This is a genomic window from Sphingomonas sp. STIS6.2 (assembly GCF_000732685.2).
Classification (GTDB): Bacteria; Pseudomonadota; Alphaproteobacteria; order Sphingomonadales; family Sphingomonadaceae; genus Sphingomonas; species Sphingomonas aerolata.
In genome coordinates this window covers 159,912-180,294 of sequence record NZ_JPDP02000041.1, presented here as the reverse complement: position 1 = coordinate 180,294, position 20,383 = coordinate 159,912, and the positions used below count along the sequence as shown (strand labels likewise).

At 67.4% G+C, this 20,383-nt stretch carries 20 protein-coding genes; 8 read left to right on the top strand and 12 right to left on the bottom strand.

The window, feature by feature from the left end; translation table 11 throughout:
* The first annotated feature begins 68 nt into the window (after positions 1-68).
* Positions 69-1,352, top strand: coding sequence for a M20/M25/M40 family metallo-hydrolase (locus tag sphst_RS07095; RefSeq protein ID WP_031394496.1), 1,284 nt, complete (start codon positions 69-71; stop codon positions 1,350-1,352).
* A 3-nt stretch (positions 1,353-1,355) separates the two neighbouring features.
* Here sphst_RS07095 and sphst_RS07090 read toward each other — a convergent pair whose 3' ends face one another.
* The 4 genes from sphst_RS07090 to sphst_RS07075 all read right to left on the bottom strand — a co-directional run bounded on the left by sphst_RS07090 (position 1,356) and on the right by sphst_RS07075 (position 3,989).
* The gene (locus tag sphst_RS07090; RefSeq protein ID WP_107045350.1) at positions 1,356-2,225 is read right to left on the bottom strand and encodes an RcnB family protein; all 870 of its coding nucleotides are present in this window, start codon (positions 2,223-2,225) and stop codon (positions 1,356-1,358) included.
* A 130-nt stretch (positions 2,226-2,355) separates the two neighbouring features.
* A complete protein-coding gene (locus sphst_RS07085) occupies positions 2,356-2,838 on the bottom strand; it encodes a GAF domain-containing protein (protein ID WP_031394493.1) in 483 nt (160 codons plus the stop codon).
* Between the two features lie 19 nt (positions 2,839-2,857).
* Complete coding sequence (gene arfB / locus sphst_RS07080; protein WP_031394492.1) at positions 2,858-3,271, bottom strand: alternative ribosome rescue aminoacyl-tRNA hydrolase ArfB; 414 nt, start codon at positions 3,269-3,271, stop codon at positions 2,858-2,860.
* Positions 3,264-3,989, bottom strand: a complete 726-nt coding sequence (locus sphst_RS07075) for an RluA family pseudouridine synthase (protein ID WP_051916423.1) — start codon at positions 3,987-3,989, stop codon at positions 3,264-3,266. The genes arfB and sphst_RS07075 overlap by 8 nt, the downstream gene beginning before the upstream one ends.
* 46 nt (positions 3,990-4,035) lie before the next feature.
* Here sphst_RS07075 and sphst_RS07070 point away from each other — a divergent pair, with 46 nt between their 5' ends.
* Positions 4,036-4,791 carry a M15 family metallopeptidase gene (locus tag sphst_RS07070; protein WP_107045349.1) on the top strand — a complete coding sequence of 252 codons (756 nt, stop codon included), beginning with the start codon at positions 4,036-4,038 and terminating at the stop codon, positions 4,789-4,791.
* Between the two features lie 32 nt (positions 4,792-4,823).
* Here sphst_RS07070 and wrbA read toward each other — a convergent pair whose 3' ends face one another.
* Together wrbA and sphst_RS07060 are read right to left on the bottom strand one after the other, a co-directional pair.
* Positions 4,824-5,423 carry an NAD(P)H:quinone oxidoreductase gene (wrbA, locus tag sphst_RS07065; RefSeq protein WP_031396649.1) on the bottom strand — a complete coding sequence of 200 codons (600 nt, stop codon included), beginning with the start codon at positions 5,421-5,423 and terminating at the stop codon, positions 4,824-4,826.
* Between the two features lie 65 nt (positions 5,424-5,488).
* Positions 5,489-6,208 (bottom strand): pirin family protein, encoded by a 720-nt coding sequence (locus sphst_RS07060; RefSeq protein ID WP_031396650.1) that lies wholly within the window; start codon positions 6,206-6,208, stop codon positions 5,489-5,491.
* A 115-nt stretch (positions 6,209-6,323) separates the two neighbouring features.
* Here sphst_RS07060 and sphst_RS07055 point away from each other — a divergent pair, with 115 nt between their 5' ends.
* The 4 genes from sphst_RS07055 (at position 6,324) to sphst_RS07040 (ending at position 10,167) form a co-directional block, all read left to right on the top strand.
* Positions 6,324-7,217 (top strand): LysR family transcriptional regulator, encoded by an 894-nt coding sequence (locus sphst_RS07055; protein ID WP_031396651.1) that lies wholly within the window; start codon positions 6,324-6,326, stop codon positions 7,215-7,217.
* Between the two features lie 112 nt (positions 7,218-7,329).
* A complete protein-coding gene (zwf, locus tag sphst_RS07050) occupies positions 7,330-8,823 on the top strand; it encodes a glucose-6-phosphate dehydrogenase (RefSeq protein ID WP_056406099.1) in 1,494 nt (497 codons plus the stop codon).
* 185 nt (positions 8,824-9,008) lie between these two features.
* Entirely contained in the window at positions 9,009-9,710 is a 702-nt protein-coding gene (gene ctrA / locus sphst_RS07045; protein ID WP_031396653.1) for a response regulator transcription factor CtrA, read from the top strand.
* Positions 9,711-9,819: 109 nt separating this feature from the next.
* Complete coding sequence (locus sphst_RS07040) at positions 9,820-10,167, top strand: hypothetical protein (RefSeq protein ID WP_159043542.1); 348 nt, start codon at positions 9,820-9,822, stop codon at positions 10,165-10,167.
* 13 nt (positions 10,168-10,180) lie between these two features.
* Here the strand turns inward: sphst_RS07040 and sphst_RS07035 are convergent, their stop codons facing one another.
* Together sphst_RS07035 and sphst_RS07030 are read right to left on the bottom strand one after the other, a co-directional pair.
* Positions 10,181-11,866 (bottom strand): amidohydrolase, encoded by a 1,686-nt coding sequence (locus tag sphst_RS07035; protein ID WP_107045348.1) that lies wholly within the window; start codon positions 11,864-11,866, stop codon positions 10,181-10,183.
* Positions 11,863-12,717: an NAD(P)-dependent oxidoreductase gene (locus sphst_RS07030; RefSeq protein WP_107045347.1), complete on the bottom strand. Its 855-nt coding sequence runs from the start codon at positions 12,715-12,717 to the stop codon at positions 11,863-11,865. Before sphst_RS07030 ends, sphst_RS07035 begins: the two co-directional genes overlap by 4 nt.
* Before the next feature lie 57 nt (positions 12,718-12,774).
* On the opposite strand from sphst_RS07030, the gene sphst_RS07025 reads away from it, so the two are divergent.
* Both sphst_RS07025 and sphst_RS07020 read left to right on the top strand, forming a co-directional pair.
* Entirely contained in the window at positions 12,775-14,031 is a 1,257-nt protein-coding gene (locus tag sphst_RS07025) for a threonine ammonia-lyase (RefSeq protein WP_031396659.1), read from the top strand.
* Between the two features lie 123 nt (positions 14,032-14,154).
* The gene (locus sphst_RS07020) at positions 14,155-14,928 is read left to right on the top strand and encodes an arginyltransferase (RefSeq protein ID WP_031396660.1); all 774 of its coding nucleotides are present in this window, start codon (positions 14,155-14,157) and stop codon (positions 14,926-14,928) included.
* A gap of 10 nt (positions 14,929-14,938) precedes the next feature.
* Here the strand turns inward: sphst_RS07020 and sphst_RS07015 are convergent, their stop codons facing one another.
* The 4 genes from sphst_RS07015 to sphst_RS07000 all read right to left on the bottom strand — a co-directional run bounded on the left by sphst_RS07015 (position 14,939) and on the right by sphst_RS07000 (position 20,314).
* Entirely contained in the window at positions 14,939-15,751 is an 813-nt protein-coding gene (locus sphst_RS07015) for a transglutaminase family protein (protein ID WP_031396661.1), read from the bottom strand.
* The gene (locus tag sphst_RS07010; RefSeq protein WP_031396662.1) at positions 15,751-16,686 is read right to left on the bottom strand and encodes an alpha-E domain-containing protein; all 936 of its coding nucleotides are present in this window, start codon (positions 16,684-16,686) and stop codon (positions 15,751-15,753) included. The genes sphst_RS07015 and sphst_RS07010 overlap by 1 nt, the downstream gene beginning before the upstream one ends.
* Positions 16,686-18,209 carry a circularly permuted type 2 ATP-grasp protein gene (locus tag sphst_RS07005; RefSeq protein ID WP_031396663.1) on the bottom strand — a complete coding sequence of 508 codons (1,524 nt, stop codon included), beginning with the start codon at positions 18,207-18,209 and terminating at the stop codon, positions 16,686-16,688. The genes sphst_RS07010 and sphst_RS07005 overlap by 1 nt, the downstream gene beginning before the upstream one ends.
* 71 nt (positions 18,210-18,280) lie before the next feature.
* Positions 18,281-20,314 (bottom strand): protein-disulfide reductase DsbD family protein, encoded by a 2,034-nt coding sequence (locus sphst_RS07000; RefSeq protein WP_031396664.1) that lies wholly within the window; start codon positions 20,312-20,314, stop codon positions 18,281-18,283.
* Positions 20,315-20,383 lie beyond the last annotated feature (69 nt).

Sequence of the window (20,383 nt, the reverse complement as noted above, 5' to 3'; positions counted from 1 at the left end):
GGGCTAAACCGAGCGAATCCAACACTCCCCGCTTGAGCTCCCCGGCCGAAGCCGCCACGGTGACGCCGATGCCGATCCTCGCCCTTCCGCTGCTCGCCGCAGCCGCCGCCGCGCTTCCCGCGCCCTCCGCCACCCGCCTCAAGGCCGATGTGACCGCGATGGTCGGGTTCGGCACGCGCCACACCGCATCGACCACCACCGATCCGAAGCGCGGCATCGGTGCCGCACGCAGCTGGGCCGCGGCGCGCTTCACCGAGATCGGCCGCGCCTGTGGCGGCTGCGTCACGGTCGAGCGGATCGGCCGCACCGTGTCGGGTCCGCGCGCACCGACCGGCGTCTATGTCGAGGACGTGCTGGGCATCCAGAAGGGGCGCGACCCGAATCGCGTCATGATCGTCGGCGCGCATATCGACAGCCGGGTGACCGACGTCATGAACGTGACGAGCGACGCGCCGGGCGCGAACGACAATGCGTCGGGCGTCGCGCTGGTGCTCGAAGCCGCCCGCGCGCTGTCTAAGCGGCAGTTCGACGCGACCATCGTCTATGCGGTGTTTTCGGGTGAGGAACAGGGCCTGTGGGGCGCGGAGCTGCTCGCCGACACCGCCAAGGCGCGCGGCTGGACCGTCACCGCAATGCTCAACAACGACATAGTCGGCAACACGATCGGCCAGGGCGGCGTCCGCATGGCGTCGAGCGTCCGCGTCTTTTCCGAAGGCATTCGCGCGTCCGAAGACCTTGCCGCGCAGATCGGTCGTCGCGCCGAGGGTGGCGAGGACGATGGCCCCAGCCGCGCGCTCGCTAAGACGATCGACGGCGTCGCGGGGACGATTCCCGGCGGGCTCGACGTGATGCTCGACCGTCGCCCCGACCGTTTCGGCCGCGGCGGCGATCACGAACCGTTTCTGAAGCTCGGCTATCCCGCGGTCCGCTTCTCGGTCGCGGCGGAGAACTGGGATCGCCAGCACCAGGATCTGCGCACCGAAAACGGTGTCGACTATGGCGACACGATCGCCGGGATGGACTTCCCCTATCTGGCCAAGGTGACCGCGATCAACATCGCCACGCTCGCCCGCCTCGCCGCCGCGCCCGCGGCACCGGGTGACGTATCGATCGCCGGTGCCCTGTCGCGCGACACCCAGGTCAAATGGGCCGCGGTTCCGGGTGCGGCAGGCTACCGCGTCCGCTGGCGGCGCAACGACACGCAGGACTGGAAGGACGTGCGCGACGTCACCGGCACCGAGACGCTGCTCGCCCAGACCCCCGTCGACGACCATTTCGTCGGCGTGTCCGCACTCGGCGCGGATGGCAGCGAGAGCGTCGTCAGTTTCGCGGGTCGCGAACGCCGCCGCTGAGCGCTATCTCGCCGACCCCAGGGTGCCGCCCCGCGTCCGGCCCCGCGTCCGGCTCGGTCCACGACGCGGGGTCGTCCGCCGGTAGGTCACGGGTTCGGTGATATATTCGGTCGTCGTCGTGGTCGTCGTGACCGGCACCGACTGTACGGTGACCGTCGTCGTCCCGTCGCCGGCATAGGCGTCGCTGCCGGGATAGCCGCCGCCGGTCGTCGTCACGGTGGTCATCCCGTCGGGCGACACCCATGTCCCGCCACGCTGCTGGACGGGGGGCAATGGCTGGTCGCGATAGGCGGCCCCCGCAAAGTCCGGCGCCGCTTCGACGCGGGTCGTCACATAGGTCCGCCGCGTTACCGGCCGCGGCTGGCGGCGGGCATAGACCCGGTCGTCCGCCCGCCCGTCAAAGCTTTGCACGTCATAGGGCGGGGCGGAATCGCCTCCATTGGCGCCGTCCCATTCGACCCCGGCACGCGTATCGAAGATCGATCCCCGCGCATCGATCAGCACGGCATCGTCATAATAGCGCGTCCAGCGATAGCCCGCCGGCGGCGATGCCAACCCATAGCCGCGCCAGTCGACGATCCCGAACCGCGGCGCGATCCAATAGGCCGGCAGCGCCCAGCCCCGGTACGGCCGACGATAACCGCTCCAGCCGCCCGGCGCGTTCGCCCCTGCCGACCAGCGACCATCGACGCTGCTGCCCCGGCGCGCGTCGCTGGACGCGGCGGGCTCCGGGCTTACGCTGACCGCGTTGCGGGCAGGAACGGGATAAGTCGCACCGGGCTGCGATGCCCCGTCCGGACGCCGCTGCGCCTCGGCCGTCGTGCCCGCCACCGCCATGATCAGTGCGAGACCGACGATCACCTTCATGCGCATGACATCTTCTCTCCTGACGCACGACACGCTCCAGGGCCGCGTCCTATGCTGATGCAGGGCGTACCAAAGCCGCCATGGCGCGGCCAGCCGCAACCCGGTCCCGATTCGGAGCAGGCGTCAGGTTGGGGCGTCAGCTGATCCGCGACGCCAGCAACGCGACCAGCGCTTCGCACCCGGCTGCATCCTCGGCATCGAACCGTGCCGGCTCGGGGCTGTCGAGATCGAGCACGCCGATCAACCGCCCGTCGCTGACGACCGGCACGACGAGCTCGGACCGGCTTGCCGCGTCGCAGGCGATATGCCCGGGAAAGGCATGCACGTCCTCGACCAGCTGGGTCGTCCGCTCCGCCGCCGCGGTGCCGCACACGCCCTTGCCCATCGCGATCCGGATACAGGCGACCTTGCCCTGGAACGGCCCCAGGACCAGCTCGCCCTCGACCGCACGGTAGAAGCCCGCCCAGTTGAGATCGGGCAGAAATTCCCAGACCAGCGCGGCCGCATTCGCCATGTTCGCGATCGGATCGCGCTCGTCCACGGTCAGCGCGTCGAGCGCCGCGAGCAGGTCGCGGTACAGATCGGCCTTCGAACCGCCGGAAATATCGAACTGGTACATCATCGCCTCTTGTCTGCGGTTAGTCTTCGCGAACCCGCCCGCGCCCGGCCTTGACCGAACTGCGGACCTTCTTCGTATCCACACGCCGTGCCTTGGCGGCCCTGGAGGGCTTGGTCTTGACCCGGTGCGCGTCGCGGTGCTGCGCCTGTGCGATCAGTTCGAGCACGCGGTCGCGCGCATCGGCGCGATTGGCCTCCTGCGTGCGGAAGCGGCGCGCGGTGATGACCAGCACCCCCGCCGCGGTCATCCGGCTGCCCGCGACCAGCTTCAGCCGGCGATAGGTTTCGGGGTGCAGGCCCAGCGCGAATATGTCGACGCGCAACTGGCACGCGGTCGCCACCTTGTTGACGTTCTGCCCGCCCGGCCCCGAGGCCGCGAGGAACTTCTCCTCGATCGCCCCCTCAAGCAGGGAGGCGTCGATCACGTCAGCCATTATCGGGTTCGGGACGCGGATCCGGCGCGGACGCGTCCTGCGGGGACGGCGTCGCCTCGACGCCCGGTTCCTCGCCGAAGCCCGCGGTCGCGAACCGTTCTGGCAGCGGCGCGATACCGACGACATCGGCCTTGCCCGGCCGCGGTACAACCAGCCGCTGCGCGTGGAGCATCATCCCCAGGCGATCCTTCTGGCCATAGACCGGATCACCCACGACCGCTGCGCCGAGGCCCAGTGCGGCATGGACACGGATCTGGTGCGTCCGCCCGGTCTGGGGGATGAATTCGACCAGCGAGCGCCCGTCGCGGGTTGCGAGCACCCGCCAGCCGGTCCGCGCCGCCTTGCCCTTGGCGTCCTCGACCATCCGCCAGCCTTCTTCGGCGCTGCTGATCTTGCCGAGCGGGATGTCGATCGTCCCGGTTTCCTCGGCCGGGACACCGTCGAGCACCGCGAGATAGCGCTTCGACACGAGGCCCTGCTCGAACGCCTGCTGCAACCGCGCATGCGCCTTGGGATTGCGCGACAGCAACAGGCAGCCGCTCGTGTCGCGATCGAGCCGGTGCACCGGCATCGGCCAGCGCTGGAATCCGAATTTGAGACTTTCGAGATGATTCTCGAGGCTCAGCGAGCCGTCACGAGGAGGATCGACCGGCAGCCCAGCGGGCTTGTCGATGATCAGGGCCTCGCCGTCGAGGAAAAGTACGCGTTCACCATGCATGTGCCTCCCTTGCCAGCATCTGCGCCCGCATGCCAGAGCCCGCACGATGTTGCGTAGCCCCCTAGTTCTTTCGTTGCTGCTGATCCCGGCCGCCGCCAATGCGCAACTCTGTGCCGAACAGAGCGCGGCGATCGCCGCCGATGGTCGCGCGTTCGGGCATCTGCCCTATGGCGACGCCGCCCCGTCCGAGCTGGTCGCCGCCCCGTCCGACTTCGGCGTCCGCCAGACCTGCGTGGTCCGCCGCGACATGCTGCCCGACCTGCTTCGCCTGCTCGCCGCAGCCAAAGCGGACCCGGCGGTGATGGGCGAGTTGCGCGGCCTGTCGTGCCAGCGTTCGATCGCGCAGCAGCGCAGCGTGTTCTGCCGCGAGTCGGGGACATCGGCGGCCGAGCGGGCGATCTCGGTCGCGCCGCCGGGCTATAGCGAACATTCGACCGGCTATGTCGTCGACTTCGCCATCCGTCCTGCCAATGGCTGTCGCGATGCCGAGGCGTGCATGGCGGCAACTCCCGCCGCGCGCTGGCTGCGCGCGAACGCGACGCGGTTTGGATTCGAACAATCCTTCCCCGGCGGGAACAAGCAGAACGTCAAATGGGAGCCCTGGCACTGGCGCTGGGTCGGCGTGACCGCCGCTGCACCCGGCGCGGCAAAGGCGCGGTTCGTGTTCGCCAAGGCGCGGCGGCTCTATCCCGCCGACCCTTCGATCCTGCCGCCCGCGCCCCCGCCGGTCGTCGCACCCGCGGTGCCGGCCGCGCCCGTCCCGGCGCTTCCGTCCGAAAAGGGCAAACGCCGCAGGCGCTGATCCCCCCGGTCGCCCGGAGGGATCGTTCGCGCTTACTTCAGCTTTGCGGCCGTCTCGGCGATCCGCTTGCCCTGATAGCGCGCACCGTCGAGTTCGACGCTGCTCGGCATCCGGCTGCCATCGCCATCGGAGATCGTCGTCGCGCCGTAGGGCGAGCCGCCCTTGACCGCGTCGACGCCCATCTGCCCCTGGAAGCCATAGTCCAGACCGACGATCGTCATGCCGTGATGGAGCAGGTTGGTCAGGATCGAGAACAACGTCGTCTCCTGCCCGCCATGCTGGCTCGCGGTCGAGGTGAACGCACCGCCGACCTTGCCGACCAGCGCGCCGGAGAACCACAGGCCGCCGGTCGTATCCCAGAAGGACGCCATCTGTGCAGGCATCCGCCCGAACCGGGTCGGCGCACCGACGATGATCGCGTCATAGTCCTTCAGCGCATCGGGGCCCTCGATCTCGGCATGCGCGCTCTCGGTCTTGAAATGCGCAGACTCGACGACCGACTGCGGTGCGGTCTCGGCGACCCGGCGGATGTCCACTTCCGCGCCGCCCGCGCGCGCGCCTTCGGCGACGGCATCGGCCATCTGCTCGATATGGCCGTAGGACGAATAATAGAGAACCAGAACCTTGGTCATGTCAGTCTCCTCAAAGGCAGACCATCCCGGCGCAGGCCGGAATGGTCATAGGATGATCGGTAAAATTACTCGGAGTCCACCAGAACGATCTCGGCCTCTTCGAGTGCCGTGATCCGTACCGTCCGGCCGCCCGAAAGTGCCGCACCGTCGCGGGTTTTGATGGTCTCGTCGTCGATCGTGATCGCGCCGGTCGCCGGGACAAGATAGGCGTGACGCCCCTCGCCCACCGCATAGTCGACACTGTCGCCCGCCTTCAGCGTCGCGGCCAGCACCCGCGCGTTCGCCCGGATCGGCAGCGCGTCGCCGTCGTCGGCAAAGCCGCTTGCCAGCGTCACGAACTGCCCCGAGCGCTCGCCCTTGGGGAACGGCTTTGCACCCCAGCTTGGCGAGCCACCCTTGCGGCTGGGCTCGATCCAGATCTGGAAGATCGTCGTCGTCTCGGGCTCTAGATTATACTCGGCATGGCGGACGCCCGAACCGGCGCTCATCACCTGGACGTCGCCAGCCTCGGTGCGGCCCTTGTTGCCGAGCGAGTCCTGATGCGTGATCGCGCCGCTGCGGACATAGGTGATGATCTCCATGTCCTGGTGCGGATGCGGCGGGAAACCCGAATTGGCGGCGATCTGGTCGTCGTTCCAGACGCGGATCGCGCCCCAGCCCATCCGCGCAGGATCATAATAGCTCGCGAACGAGAAATGATGCCGCGCATTCAGCCAGCCATGATCGGCATGGCCCAGGCTGTCGAAGGGGCGGCGGTCTACGGTGTTGAGAGTCGTGGTCGTCATGAGAGGTCTCCACTTGTTGCCACCAAGATAGACACTGGCATCGCACCGTAAATAGAAACGCTGGAAACCGATCGTTTCGATTGCTAGCAAACGTGACCGCTGCGGAGAGTGAATGATGCGCCTTCCCGACCTCGAAGCCTGGGCGATCTTTGCCAGCGTCGTCGAACATCGCTCGTTCAGCGCCGCCGCCGACGCGATCGGACTGAGCAAGGCGACCGTATCGAAGGCGATCACGCGGCTCGAGGCGCATCTCGGCCAGTCGCTGTTTCATCGCACCTCGCGCCGGCTCGCGCTGACCGAGGCGGGTAAGCCGCTTGCCGAGCACGCCGCGCGGATCCTCGGCGAAGCGCGCCTCGCAGAGGAATCGGCGAACGATGCCGCAAGCGCGCCGACGGGTCGCGTGAGGCTGGCGGCGCCGATGAGTTTCGGCATCACCAATGTCGCGCCGCTGCTGGCCGAGTTCCTGGCAGCGCATCCCGGCATCGAGATCGACCTGCATCTGTCCGACGCGCGAGTCGACATCGTCGCCGAAGGGTTCGACGTGGCGCTGCGGATCGCCGAGCTGCCTGACAGTTCGCTGCGCGCGCGACGGCTGTGCAGCATCCAGGCGCACACCGTCGCCGCGCCTGCCTATCTGGCGGCGCACGGAACGCCGACGCATCCCGCGCAGCTCGGCGAGCACCGCCTGATCGGCTATTCGAACGTCGTCGGTCCCTGGCGGTTTCAGCGCCCCGGTGAAAGCGACGTTTCGGTGCGGCTGCAGGGTCAGCTCACCGCCAATAGCGGCGAGGCGGTCGTCCCGGCGCTCGTCGCCGGTCTCGGCATCGCGCGGCTGCCCCATTTCATCATCGAGGCGCAGCTCGCGTCCGGTGCGCTGGTGACGCTGCTCGATGACTGGGCGCCCGCGCCAATCGGCCTCCACCTGCTCACCCCACCCAGCCCGCTCCGCCCGGCCCGGGTCGAAGCGCTCATCGCGTTCCTCGGCGCGCGGCTTCGCGACCCCGGCTGAACCGCGCAGGTTGAGCCCGACGGAACAATGCCCGTCGCCAGGCTATTGCTCTGCGTCACCACGGAAGGATGTCGATGCTCCCCTACCAGACCGCGCCCCGGACCCGCCGCGCATGACCGGCGCGATCCATCCCGCCCCGCCGACCACGCTCGTCATCTTCGGTGCGATGGGCGACCTGACCCGCCGATTGCTGATGCCCGCGCTGACCAACATGACCCGGCTCGGCATGATCGGTGACGATTTCTCGGTCCTCGGGATCGGTATCGAACCCGGCGACGACGACACGCTGCGCACCGCGCTCGCCACCTTTCGCGCCAGCGCTTCCACGGCGCATAAATCGCCCGAGCAGGAAGCCGCCTGGGACCGGTTGCAGGCGCGCGTCGAGTATATGCAGGGCGATTTCACACAGGACGACGTCTATGCACGGCTGAGCGACCGGCTATCGGGCAACGCCGCCTTCTATCTCGCGGTGCCCGCGCGGTTCTTCGGCGACATCGTCGATCGGCTCGCGGCCAACGGGCTGACGCATGAGAGCAAATCCGCGTTTCGCCGGATTGCGATCGAGAAGCCGTTCGGCCACGACCTCGCCTCCGCGCAGGCGCTGAACGCGCGCATCCTGTCGCACGTCGCCGAGACGCAGATCTACCGGATCGACCATTTCCTCGGCAAGGAAACCGTCCAGAACATCATGACCGCGCGCTTTGCGAACATGATGATCGAGCGGGTCTGGAATGCCGACTGCATCGCGCATGTCCAGATCACCGCCGCCGAGACCGTCGACGTCGGCACGCGCGGTGCGTTCTACGACGCGACGGGCGCGTTGCGCGACATGGTCCCGAACCATCTGTTCCAGTTGCTGGCGATGGTCGCGATGGAGCCCCCTGCGAGTTTCGACGCGGAGGCCATCCGCAACGAAAAGGGCAAGGTGCTGAAAGCCGTTCGGGCTTATTCGCCCGCCAAGGCGCGCCGCAACGGCGTCCGCGGCGCCTATGGTGCGGGGACGATCGGCGAGCGCGCCGTCCCCGCCTTCACCGCGTCACCCGACATTGCCCCCGACAGCACCACCGAGACCTATGTCGCATTGAAGCTGATGGTCGACACGTGGCGCTGGGCGGGCGTGCCCTTCTATCTTCGCACCGGCAAGGCGATGGAGATTCGCGATACCGAGGTCGTGATCACCTTCAAGCCCGTGCCGTTCGCACAGTTTCACGCGACCGCCGCCGAGAAGCTGCCGCCCAACCGCCTGATCATCCAGATCCAGCCCGACGAGGGGCTCAGCATGGATATCAATATCAAGCGCCCCGGGCTCGAGGTCGACACTGCGCCGATCGCGCTCGATTTCCGCTATGCCGACTCGTTCGATATCGGCGCGATGACCGGGTATGAGTCGCTGATCCACGATCTGTTCGCGGGCGACCAGACGCTGTTTCAGCGCGCCGACGCGATCGAGGCGGGATGGGCCGCAGTCCAGCCGTTTCTCGACGCATGGGCAAGCGAAGGCGCACCCGACACTTACGCCGCGGGTACGACCGGACCGGCGGCGGCAGACGAACTGCTCGCGCGCGACGGGTTTGCCTGGCACACGCTCGACCCGGCGAAGACGTGAGCCCGCGCCGCGACTCGGTTGCCGGGCTCTGATCACGGAGTTTTGGTCGGTTCCGTACCAAGAGTTCGTATAACGCTCTCATTTAAGACGGAATTAACCTTTTGCTTTCAGATGTTCTTTGGTTAATGAATCAACGGCGGATCGCTTAGCAGGGGCTGGCGTTTTCGCTAAACGGGGGACAACCCATGCGCGTGCTGCTGATCGAGGATGAGCCTACCACCGCCAAGGCCATTGAGCTTATGCTCACGACCGAGGGCTTCAACGTGTACATCACCGATCTGGGCGAAGAGGGCCTCGATCTTGGCAAGCTGTATGATTACGACATCATCCTGCTCGATCTGAACTTGCCTGACATGCACGGCTATGATGTCCTGAAGCGTCTTCGTGTTGCGCGTGTTGCGACGCCGGTGCTGATCCTGTCGGGCGTCAACGAAATGGACTCCAAGGTTCGCAGCTTCGGGTTCGGTGCGGACGATTACGTCACCAAGCCGTTCCACCGTGAAGAACTCGTCGCGCGGATCCACGCCGTCGTGCGCCGTTCGAAGGGCCATTCGCAGTCGGTCATCCGCACCGGCAAGCTCGCCGTGAACCTCGATGCCAAGACGGTCGAAGTCGATGGCAGCCGCGTCCACCTGACGGGCAAGGAATATGCGATGCTCGAGCTGCTCTCGCTGCGCAAGGGCACCACGCTGACCAAGGAAATGTTCCTCAACCACCTCTATGGCGGGATGGACGAGCCGGAACTCAAGATCATCGACGTCTTCATCTGCAAGCTGCGCAAGAAGCTCAGCCTGGCGTGCGACGGTGAGAATTACATCGAGACGGTCTGGGGCCGCGGCTATGTCCTGCGCGAACCCGACGAGATGGTCGAAGCGCAAGTCGCCTGATCTGCTCGGCTGCGCGACCCAAAGGCCAAGGTCGCGCCGCTTCACTTCACAGGTTTAGGCTTGCAACCTTGCCTGATGGTGTCAGTTTAGTCTTCATCGGAGGTGTTCCATGAAGACTATCCTGCTCGCTGTCGCACTGATTGCCTGTTCTGCGGCTGCTTCTGCGCAACTCGGCGTTCCTGGCCCCAGCGGCTTGATAGGTACCAGCGCGCCGTTTCCCGGAAATCCCGGCTGGACGCCGCGCACGAACATTTCGCCCCCGTCGATCACGCCGACGATGCAACGCGAGCGCGAGGCGCGGTTGCGGCTCGTCCTGGCGACGTTCCCCGACCTGCCGACCACTCTCGCAGCCGCACCGCCCCGCCAACGGGCTGCGCTCTACGCGAAGGCCGAACACAAGGCGGTCTGGGCGCGGATCAGCGCGCGCGCATCGAAGGACGCCAGCGGCGACCTTTGACGCTACCGGCCGGCTATTTCCGAACCCAGACCTTCTCGCCCCCGACCCAGGTTTCGGCAACCTTGATCGCCCGCAGTTCGGTCGGTGAAGCGATCATCGGATCGCGGTCGACGACGATGAAGTCCGCGCGCTGCCCGGCAGCGAGCGCACCGAACTTGGTTTCAGCAAACCCTGCATAGGCGGCGGCACCGGTCATCGCCCACCACGCCTGTTCGCGCGAGATGAGTTCCTGCGGCTGCCACCCGCCCTGCGGCTGGCCGTTCGCATCCTGCCGGGTGAACGCCGCAGCCCAAGTGGCGAACGGATCGGGCTTCTCGACCGGGAAATCGGTCCCGAAGGCAAGCTTCGATCCGTTAGCCAGCATCGACTTCCACGCATAGGCGCCGGTCAGCCGCCCCGGTCCGAGCCGCGCCTCTGCCATCGTCCGGTCGCTGGTCTGGTGCGTCGGCTGCATCGACGCGATCGTGCCGAACTTGCCGAAGCGCGGCAGGTCGGTGGGATCGACGATCTGCGCATGCTCGACACGCCAGCGCCGGTCGCCCTTGTAGGTCTCGCTCTCGACCTGGATCGCGTCGAGCACCTGCTGGTCCGCGCGATCGCCGATCGCATGCACCGCGACCTGGAACCCGTCCATTGCCGCGCGGCTCATCTGGTTCTGGAGCTGCGCATCGGTCAGGAAGCCCAGCCCGGTCTGCCCCGGCGCATCGGCATAGGGTTTCAGCAACCACGCGCCGCGCGAGCCGAGCGCGCCATCGGCATAGAGCTTCACCCCGCCCATCCGCAGATGGTCGTCATACAGCCACGGCGTCGGCCCCTTGCCGCCGATCCGCCCTGCGGTCTCGACCCCCAGCGCATAGCTCATGATCCGCACGCGCAACCCGCCGATATCCGCCATCCGGCGATAGGTCAGCCAGTCGTCGAGCGTGGTGCCCATGTCGGCGACCGCGGTGACGCCGTACCCCAGCAGGATCCGCTGGGCGGTCAGGAAGGCCGCATCGCGCTCCTTGGGCAAGGGCTGCGGCACGACCTTCTCGACCAAAGATTGCGCGGCATCGACGAACACGCCCGAGGGCGCGCCGCCGCTTTTTTCGATACGCCCGCCGGCCGGGGCGACCGTGGCGCCGGTGATTCCCGCCTCGCGCATCGCGACGCTGTTCGCCCAGCCGGCATGGCCGTCCGCGCGCGACAGCCAGATCGGATGACCACCCGAAACCGAGTCGAGATCCGCAGCGGTCGGAAACCGCCCGAGCCCCCAGGCTTCCTGGTTCCAGCCGCGGCCGAGCACCCATTTGCGATCGGGATTGGCCGCGACATAGGCGGCTATCCGCGACTTTGCGTCGTCGAGCGAGGTCGCTGCCGACAAATCGAGCGACAGCGCGCCGAAGCCGAGCTCGATCACATGGCCATGCGCATCGACGAAGCCGGGCAGCACGGTCTTGCCGCCCATGTCGGTACGCCAGTCATAGAGCGGCTTGCCCGCGTTCTTCTTCAATTCCTTGCGGCTGAGCTTGGGGGGCTCCTCCCCCGGCGGCACCAGCCGGGTCACGCGGCCGTCCTTGTCGACCAGGATCGCCTTGAACCGGACGATCTTGCCGCCCTCGGTGATGGTCAGGCCGTTGACGTTGTCGACGATCCCGTCGGCCAGCGCCGGGGTGGCGAACAGCGACAGGGCGGCACTTGCGAACAGGACAGGCTTCACTTCGGCAATCTCCGCACCAACGCACTCGTATCCTGCCGCGCGCCGCCCATGGCCTGCACATCGGCATAGAATTGATCGACCAGCGCCGCGACCGGCAGAACCGCGCCGTTGCGCCGCGCCTCGTCGAGCGCGAGCCCCAGATCCTTGCGCATCCAGTCGACCGCAAAGCCGAAGTCGAAGTCTTCCTTCGCCATCGTCGGCCAGCGATTGACCATCTGCCAGCTCTGCGCCGCGCCGCCCGAAATTGCCTCGAACACCTTGTCGAGGTCGAGCCCGGCATTCTGCGCGAAGCAGATCGATTCGGACACGCCCTGGATCACCCCGGCGATCGCGATCTGGTTGCACATCTTGGTTGTCTGGCCCGCGCCCGCGTCGCCGACATGCACGATGCGCGCGGCATAGGCCTGCATATACGGCTCGGCCTTCGCCATGGCGTCGGCGGAACCGCCGCACATGATCGACAATTTGCCGTTCTCGGCCCCCGCCTGCCCGCCCGACACCGGCGCATCGACGACAAGCGCGCGGGCGTCCGCCAAGCGGCGCGCGATCGCGGCGGAGACGGTCGTATGGTCGACGAACACCGCATCGTCGCGCATCGCCGCGAACGCGCCGTCCTCACCCAATGTCACTGCCGCCAGATCATCGTCATTGCCGACGCAGGTAAACACCGCATCCGCATCGCGCGCCGCCAGAGCAGGCGTGCCCGCGACCGATCCGCCATATTTATCGGCCCATGCCAAAGCCTTGGCCTGGGAGCGATTATAGACGGTGACGTCGTGCCCTGCCGCGACGAGATGCCCCGCCATCGGCGCGCCCATCACGCCAGTCCCGATGAATGCCAGTTTTGCCATGGATCAAGCGCATAAGCGGTGTTTCCCCTGCGCGCCAGATGGTCTAGCGCAACGCCTATGGCTACCCTCGCTGCCGTAGCGGCACCCACCCTTCCCGTGTCCATCGACGACGTTCGCGCCGCGCATGACCGGATCCGCGCCTCGATCGTCCGCACGCCGACGCTGATCAGCCGCACGCTGAGCCAGATGACCGGCGCGACCGTCTATCTGAAGTTCGAGAATCTCCAATTCACCGCGGCCTACAAGGAACGCGGCGCGCTCAACACGCTGTTGCAGCTGTCGCCCGAAGCGTGCGCAAAGGGCGTGATCGCCGCGTCGGCGGGCAATCACGCACAGGGTCTCGCCTATCACGCCAACCGGCTCGGCATCCCCGCGACGATCGTCATGCCGACCAACACACCGACCGTGAAGGTGACGCAGACCGAAGGGCACGGCGCCAAGGTCGTGCTGTTCGGCGACACCTTCGACGCCGCCTATGCGCATGCCCGCATCCTCGAGGGCGAATGCGGCTTCACCTTCGTCCATCCGTTCGACGACGCCCGCGTCATCGCCGGCCAGGGCACGACCGCGATCGAGATGCTCGAGGACGTGCCGGACATCGACATGATGGTCGTCCCGATCGGCGGCGGCGGTCTGATCTCGGGCGTCGCGACCGTGACGCGGGCGAACGCCGCGCAGGGCGGTCATGCGATCGAGGTGGTCGGCGTCGAGGCCGAGCTGTTCCCGTCGATGTACAACCGCATCAACGGGACGACGATGCCCTGCGCCGGCGACACGCTGGCCGAGGGGATCGCGGTCAAGGAGCCCGGCGGCATCACCTCCAAGATGGTCGCCGAACTCGTCGACGACATCGTCCTGGTCAGCGAGCGCAGCCTGGAGATGGCGGTCAGCCTGCTGCTCCAGATCGAGAAGACGGTCGTCGAGGGTGCCGGTGCCGCCGGCCTCGCCGCGCTGCTCCAGCATCCCGAGCGCTTCAAGGGGCGGACCGTCGGAATCATCCTGTGCGGCGGCAATATCGACACGCGGCTGCTCGCCAACGTCCTGCTGCGCGATCTCGCACGCTCGGGCCGGCTCGCACGGTTGCGCATCCGCCTGCAGGATCAGCCCGGCGCGCTGTACAACGTCGCCCGGATCTTCGATCAGGAGCGGGTGAACATCATCGAGGTGTATCATCAGCGCGTCTTCACGACGCTGCCGGCAAAGGGGCTGATCACCGATATCGAATGCGAGGCGCGCGATCGTGCGCATCTCGATCGGCTGGTCACCGCGCTGAAGGCGGCGGGCTATGAGACGAGCACCGTCGAACTGGCCTGATCCCCGGCGCCGCCGGGAATTTCTTTTACCACCGCGGGCCGCCCCACTTTCCAGCGGCCCGCACAGGAATCATATACCGCCCGCGCCTTGAGAGCGCTGAAGCCGAGAGAGGGGCACTTCGCGATGACTGCGCCTTTTCGGTTTCCCCGGTTCTTCGTGACCAGCCCCGGCCCCTGCCCCTATCTGCCCGATCGGGAGGAGCGGAAGGTCTTCACCGAGCTGAACGGCCCGCATGCGGTCGAGCTCAACGACGCGCTGAGCCGGATCGGGTTTCGACGGAGTCAAGGCGTCGCCTATCGGCCGAGTTGCACCGGCTGCAGCGCCTGTGTGTCGGTCCGTGTCGTGACGCCGGAATTCACGCCAAACGCGACGCAGCGCAAGTTGCTCAAGCGGCACGGCGACATCACCGCGACCGTCTGTCGCGCATGGGCGACCGACGAACAGTTCCAGCTGTTGCGCCGCTATCTGTCGGCGCGTCATCCGGACGGCGGCATGGCCGGGATGGACGAGGACGATTATGCCGACATGGTCGAGCATTCGCCCGTCGACTCGCTGATCGTCGAATATCGCGAACCGGGCATCGGCGGTGCCCCCGGCCGGCTGGTCGGCGCCTGCCTCACCGATCGCCAGGCCGACGGGCTGTCGATGATCTACAGCTTCTTCGCAGCGGACGACGCCTCGCGGCCGGGCTTCGGCAACTACATCATCATCGACCACATCCTGCGCGCACGCGGTGCGGGGCTACCCTATGTCTATCTGGGCTATTGGGTGAAGGGATCGGGCCGGATGGAATACAAGATCCGCTATCGTCCGATCGAGGCACTCGGCCCGGGCGGATGGAGCCGCCTGAGCGAGGAGGACCTGCTGGCCGCCGCCCCAGGGCAGGGGAAGGACTAGTCGCCGACGGTCACTGGCCGTCCCGCGACACGACGACATCGACCTCCAGCCGCTCGCCGCCTTCGCCGAGCCGCGAGCCCGCTACCGGCGCGGCCCCTGCGGCATCGAGCGCCACCGCGACCCGGACATGATGCTCCTCGGGACAGTCCCCGGTGAACGGGTCGAAACCGATCCAGCCCAGCCCGTCGACATGCGCCTCTGCCCAGCCATGCGGCGTCGGACGGTGATCATCCTCGCGTTCGGTCAGAAGATAGCCCGACACATAGCGCGCCGGCGCCCCCAGCGACCGCGCGGCGACGATGAACATCTGCGCGAAGTCCCGCGAGGTGGCACTGTCGAGCCGGAACGCCGCCGCCGCGCCGAGGTTTGGCTCGGGACGGCCGGGATTGGCGGCAAAGCGTTCGTGCAACGCCTCGTTCACCCGGTGCAGCGCGCCGATCCGGCCCTGCGCAGGGGTCGTGACGCGTGCGGCGAAATCGGCAATGGCCTTGTCCTGCGCAGTGGTCTCGGTGGGCCGGAGGAACAGCGCCGGCGGCAGCACCTCATAAGCGCCGTGGACGACGCCGTCGGAATGGCTGGTCAGCACCTCGCCCGTGACGTCGATCTCGATCCCGTCGATCGGGCCGTCGATATAGAGCATCGTGATGGCATTGCCGAACCCGTCGCGCCCCTGCCGCAGCCGGGCATCGCAGTCGATATCGATTCGCCACTGCGCGACCGTCTGATCATGCGTGTTCTGCGGGGTCATGCGGAGCATCTGGACGAGTCGGCTCTGCGGCTCGGTGAAGCGATAGATCGTGCGGTGATCGACCGACAACCGCATCAAAGGAACTTGAACTGCCGGCCGATCGCGCCGTGGAGCAGCGCATTCTCCTGGATGAAGGCCTGCAGATACTGGTGCAGGCCGGATGCGATCACCTCGCCGGATCGGGTTCGCCCCAGCCGCGAGGCACGGAGCCGCGCCATCCGGTCCGCCTCGCCATGCTGGCCGGTACGTTTCGCAAGCAGATTGAGCACGTCCACCGTCTCCTCGACCGAGGCTGCAAGACTACGCGGCAACTCCGCGCGCGCCAGCAACAAATCGATCACGTCGGCCGGCCGGAGGCCATCATTGTACATCCAGCGATAGGCGGTCACCGCCGACACGGTCTGCAGGATGGTCGTCCACTGGTCGCGATCGATCGCGCCGCCCAGCTTCTGCCCTTCCGGCAGCAGGATATGATATTTGACGTCGAGCAGCCGCGCGGTGTTGTCCGCGCGCTCGACCGCCTGGCCGAGCCGGATGAACCAGGTCGTCTGGTTGCGCAGCATGCGGTGGATCGCACCTTCGAACCCGCGCGTCTCGGTCTTGACCGCCTCGACCAAGTTGAGTTGCGCGGTCGTACTGCCGGGGGTCGCGCGGTTTTCGAACAACAGCCACGCACGGTTGATCGCGGTCCATGATTCCCGCGTCAGCGCGGTCCGCACCGCCTTGGCATTGTTGCGCGCCATGTCGAGGCAGCGGACGATCGATCCCGGATGGCTGGCGTCGAGCGTAAGGAAGCGCACCACGTCGCGCTGCCCGACCGGCACCCCGGTCTTGGCAAAGGCCTCGTCGGTTTCGGTGACCGCCAGCGCCGATGCCCAGGCCGCCTCGCCCGCAGGCTGCGACGACAGCACGTCGAGGCGCACCGTCGCCTCAACCAGCCGCGCGATGAAATCGGCACGTTCGAAATAGCGTCCCAGCCAGTAGAGGGACGAGGCGGTCCTCGCCAGCATCAGGATTGCGCCTCCGGCCCGGGCATGCCGCCGCCAAGCGTCTGCGTCATCCCGCCCAGCGTCTGCGTCATGCCGCCCGCCCCCATGCGCTGCGATTGATCCGCCATCAGGACGAAGCTGTCCTTCGTGCCGCCACCCTGGCTCGAATTCACGACCAACGATCCCTGCTTCAGCGCGACGCGGGTCAGCCCGCCTGGCACGACCTGGACGCCCTTCGACCCGGTCAGCACAAACGGCCGGAAATCGACATGCCGCGGGCACAGCCCGGATTCGGCCATCGTCGGTACGGTCGACAGCGCGAGCGTCGGCTGTGCGATGTAGCGGTGCGGCTCGGCGATCAGCGCGGCGCGGAAATCCTCGATTTCCTGCTTCGTCGCGGTCGGGCCGACCAGCATGCCATAGCCGCCCGAACCGTCGACCAGCTTGACGACGACGTCCTCGAGATTGTCGAGGACATATTTCAGCGCCTGCGGCTCGCGGCACCGCCATGTCTCGACATTGGGCAGCTTGCACTCGCCGCCCGAATAGAATTTCACGATGTCGGGCATGTAGCTGTAGATCGCCTTGTCGTCGGCGATGCCGTTGCCCGGCGCGTTGATGATCGCGACATTGCCCGCGGCATAGGCGGCGATAAGCCCCGGCACGCCGAGCGCGCTGTCGGGACGGAAGACCAGCGGGTCAAGATAATCGTCGTCGATCCGGCGATAGATCACGTCGACCTTCACGCGCCCCGCGATCGTCCGCATCCATACGACATCATCGTCGACCACCAGATCGGCCGCCTCGACCAGCTCGACGCCCATCGTATCGGCGAGGAAGCTGTGCTCGTAATAGGCCGAGTTGTAATGGCCCGGCGTCAGCACAACGCAGGTCGGTGCGCTGACGCCGTGTGGCGCGACCGACTTCATCGTCTCGAGCAGCCGGTCGGGATAGCTGTCGACCGCCGCCACGCGGAACTCGCGGAACAGCTCGGGGCACAGCCGCAGCATCGCCTCGCGGTTCTCGAGCATGTAGCTGACCCCCGATGGCGTCCGCGCATTGTCCTCGAGCACGAAAAAGTCGTCGGGCCCGGTACGTACCAGATCGATCCCGCAGATATGCGCCCATACCCCGTGCGGCGGGCGCATCCCGGCGATTTCGGGACGGAACTGCGCATTGCCCATGACGAGATCCTCGGGGAGGATCCCCTCCTTCAGGATGCGCCGTTCGCCATAGATATCCTCGAGGAACGCATTGATCGCCTCGACGCGCTGGACTAGCCCTTCGGACAGCCGCGTCCATTCGTCATGCAGGAACACCCGCGGGACGATATCGAACGGGATGATCCGCTCGGCCGCCTCGTTCTCGCCATAGACGGCAAAGGTAATGCCGAGCTGCCGAAACGTCGTTTCAGCCGCCTGCTGGCGACGCCGCAACTCGGCGTCGGGCGTCTCCTCGATCCAGCGGCCCAAGGCGGCCAGTTCGGGACGGACGCGGGTATCACCCGGTGCCCCCATGATTTCGTCGAACGCTTGTTTCCCCATCGAAATGGTAAATTCCCCATCAAGCGTTGCGGTTCCATGCTGCAACGCTTCACCGCGCTGCACAAGCCGGATTAGACGCCCAGCCCCGCCAGCAGCGCCGGGGTGAGGACCTGCGGCAGGACGGTCGGCTCGGCCGCGCCCGGCGCATAATAGAGATAGAGCGGCACGCCGGCACGGTTATGCGCCTCGATGAAGCGGCCCATGACGGGGTCACCATCGGTCCAGTCGCCGATCAGCACCGCGACCTTGTTCCTGGCGAACGCGTCGCGGACCGTCGCGGTCTCGATCGCCGCCTTCTCGTTGACCTTGCATGTCAGGCACCAGTCGGCGGTGAAATAGACGAACACGCCGCGCTTCTCGGCGCGCAGCGCGGCAAGCTTCGCCTCACTGAACGCCTCGTCGCCGGCGACCGCCATCTTGGCCGCGGCCGGCGGCGCGCGGGCGATGACGACCGCACTGCCGACGAACACGACCGCCAGCGCGGCAAGGGTCGCCGCGCCGAACGCCTTGCCCTTGCGCTGCCGGGTGCCGCCGACCCACAAAACCGCGCCGATCGCCAGCACTGCGACGAGCGCGAGCGTCAGGCTGTCGACGCCGGTCTGGCGGCCCAGCACCCAGGCGAGTGCGATCGCGGTCAGGAACATCGGTACCGACAGCACATGCCGGAACGTCTCCATCCACGCGCCGGGCTTGGGCAGCCAGCGCCGCCACGCCGGCACGAAGCCGATCGCGAGAAACGGCAGCGACAGCCCGAGTCCCAGCCCAGCGAACACCGCCATCGCCGCGGGCCAGGGCAGCACCAGCGCAGCGCCCAGCGCTGCGCCCATGAACGGCCCGGTGCACGGCGTCGCGATGAATGCGGCCAGCGCGCCGGTCGCAAACGCGCCGCTCGCACCGCTCTCGCCCGCGAATCGGGGCGTCGGCACCTCGAATAGCCCGGCCAGGTTGAACGCGATCGCGGTGCTCAGCAGCAGCAGCACGATGATCGCCGCGGGATGCTGCAACTGGAACGCCCAGCCGACCGCAGACCCGCCCGCACGCAGCGCGAGGATCGCCGCGCCAAGGCCGAGGCACACCAGCACGACGCCCGCGGTATAGGCGAGCGCCTCGTGCCGCGCCTCGCGCTCACTTGCGCCACCGCGCGCGAGGCTGAGCGCCTTCAGGCTCAGGATCGGGAACACGCAGGGCATGATGTTGAGGATCAGCCCGCCGAGCACCGCGCCCGCAAACGCCGCCAGTGCGGTCGCCCACAGCCCGCCCGCCTCATCCGATGGCGTTGCCGCAACGACCCCGGGCGCGGCGCTGACCGCGAGCCCCTGCGCGTCGCCGATCCGCAGCACACCCTCGATCGGCGCATTGGCCTTGCCATTGGCCGCCAGTCGCGTCGCGATCGTCAGCGTATCGCCCGACCGCGACACGGTCTGGCGCGCGCCATTGTCGATCACGCCGGTGGTGAGCGGGAAGAAATAGGCGTCCTGCGCCCTGGCCCCGGCGGGGAACGGCACCGCGACACGCAGCACGCCCTGGTCGACCGCATAGGTCGCGCCCGCATCGAGCGGCTTGGGGATCGCCCGCCGCCATCCGGCAAAGGCGCTTGCTTGCGACGCCGCGCCGTCGCCGATCGTCAGGTCGAGCGACAGCGCCTGCTCCTCGGGCACGCAGATCGTCGCCGAACAGACCAGATAGGACGTCTTCAGCCGGATCGGGAGCTTGGCGCCCGCCGCCAGCCCCGCAGGCACCTGGATCGTCACGAGTGGCGCATAGGGCGCCTCGTAGACATAGTTCATCAGCCCCGCGATCAGCAGCGTCGTCGGAACGGGCCATTCGGGTTGCCCCGCCGTCGCCCCGCGCGGCAGCGTCCAGTCGAACGTCGCTGGAAACCCCGCATCGCCCGGATTGGCCCAATAGCCATGCCAGCCCGTATCAGGGGTCGTTGCGATCGCGATGGTCAGCGGCGCGCCCGCTTTCGGATGGTCGCTCTCGGCAACGAGGCGCATGCTCAGATGCCGGCTCGACCCGTCGAGCGAGTCCGCCAGCGCCGGCGTCGCCACGAGGCTGCACAGCGCGAGCAGCATCGTCATCAGGACGCAACGTAAACTGCGCATGGCCATCCTTGTTTCGTTCATCGGCCACAGCCATAGCGAGGACGACACCGCATTACATCCGAAAGCAGT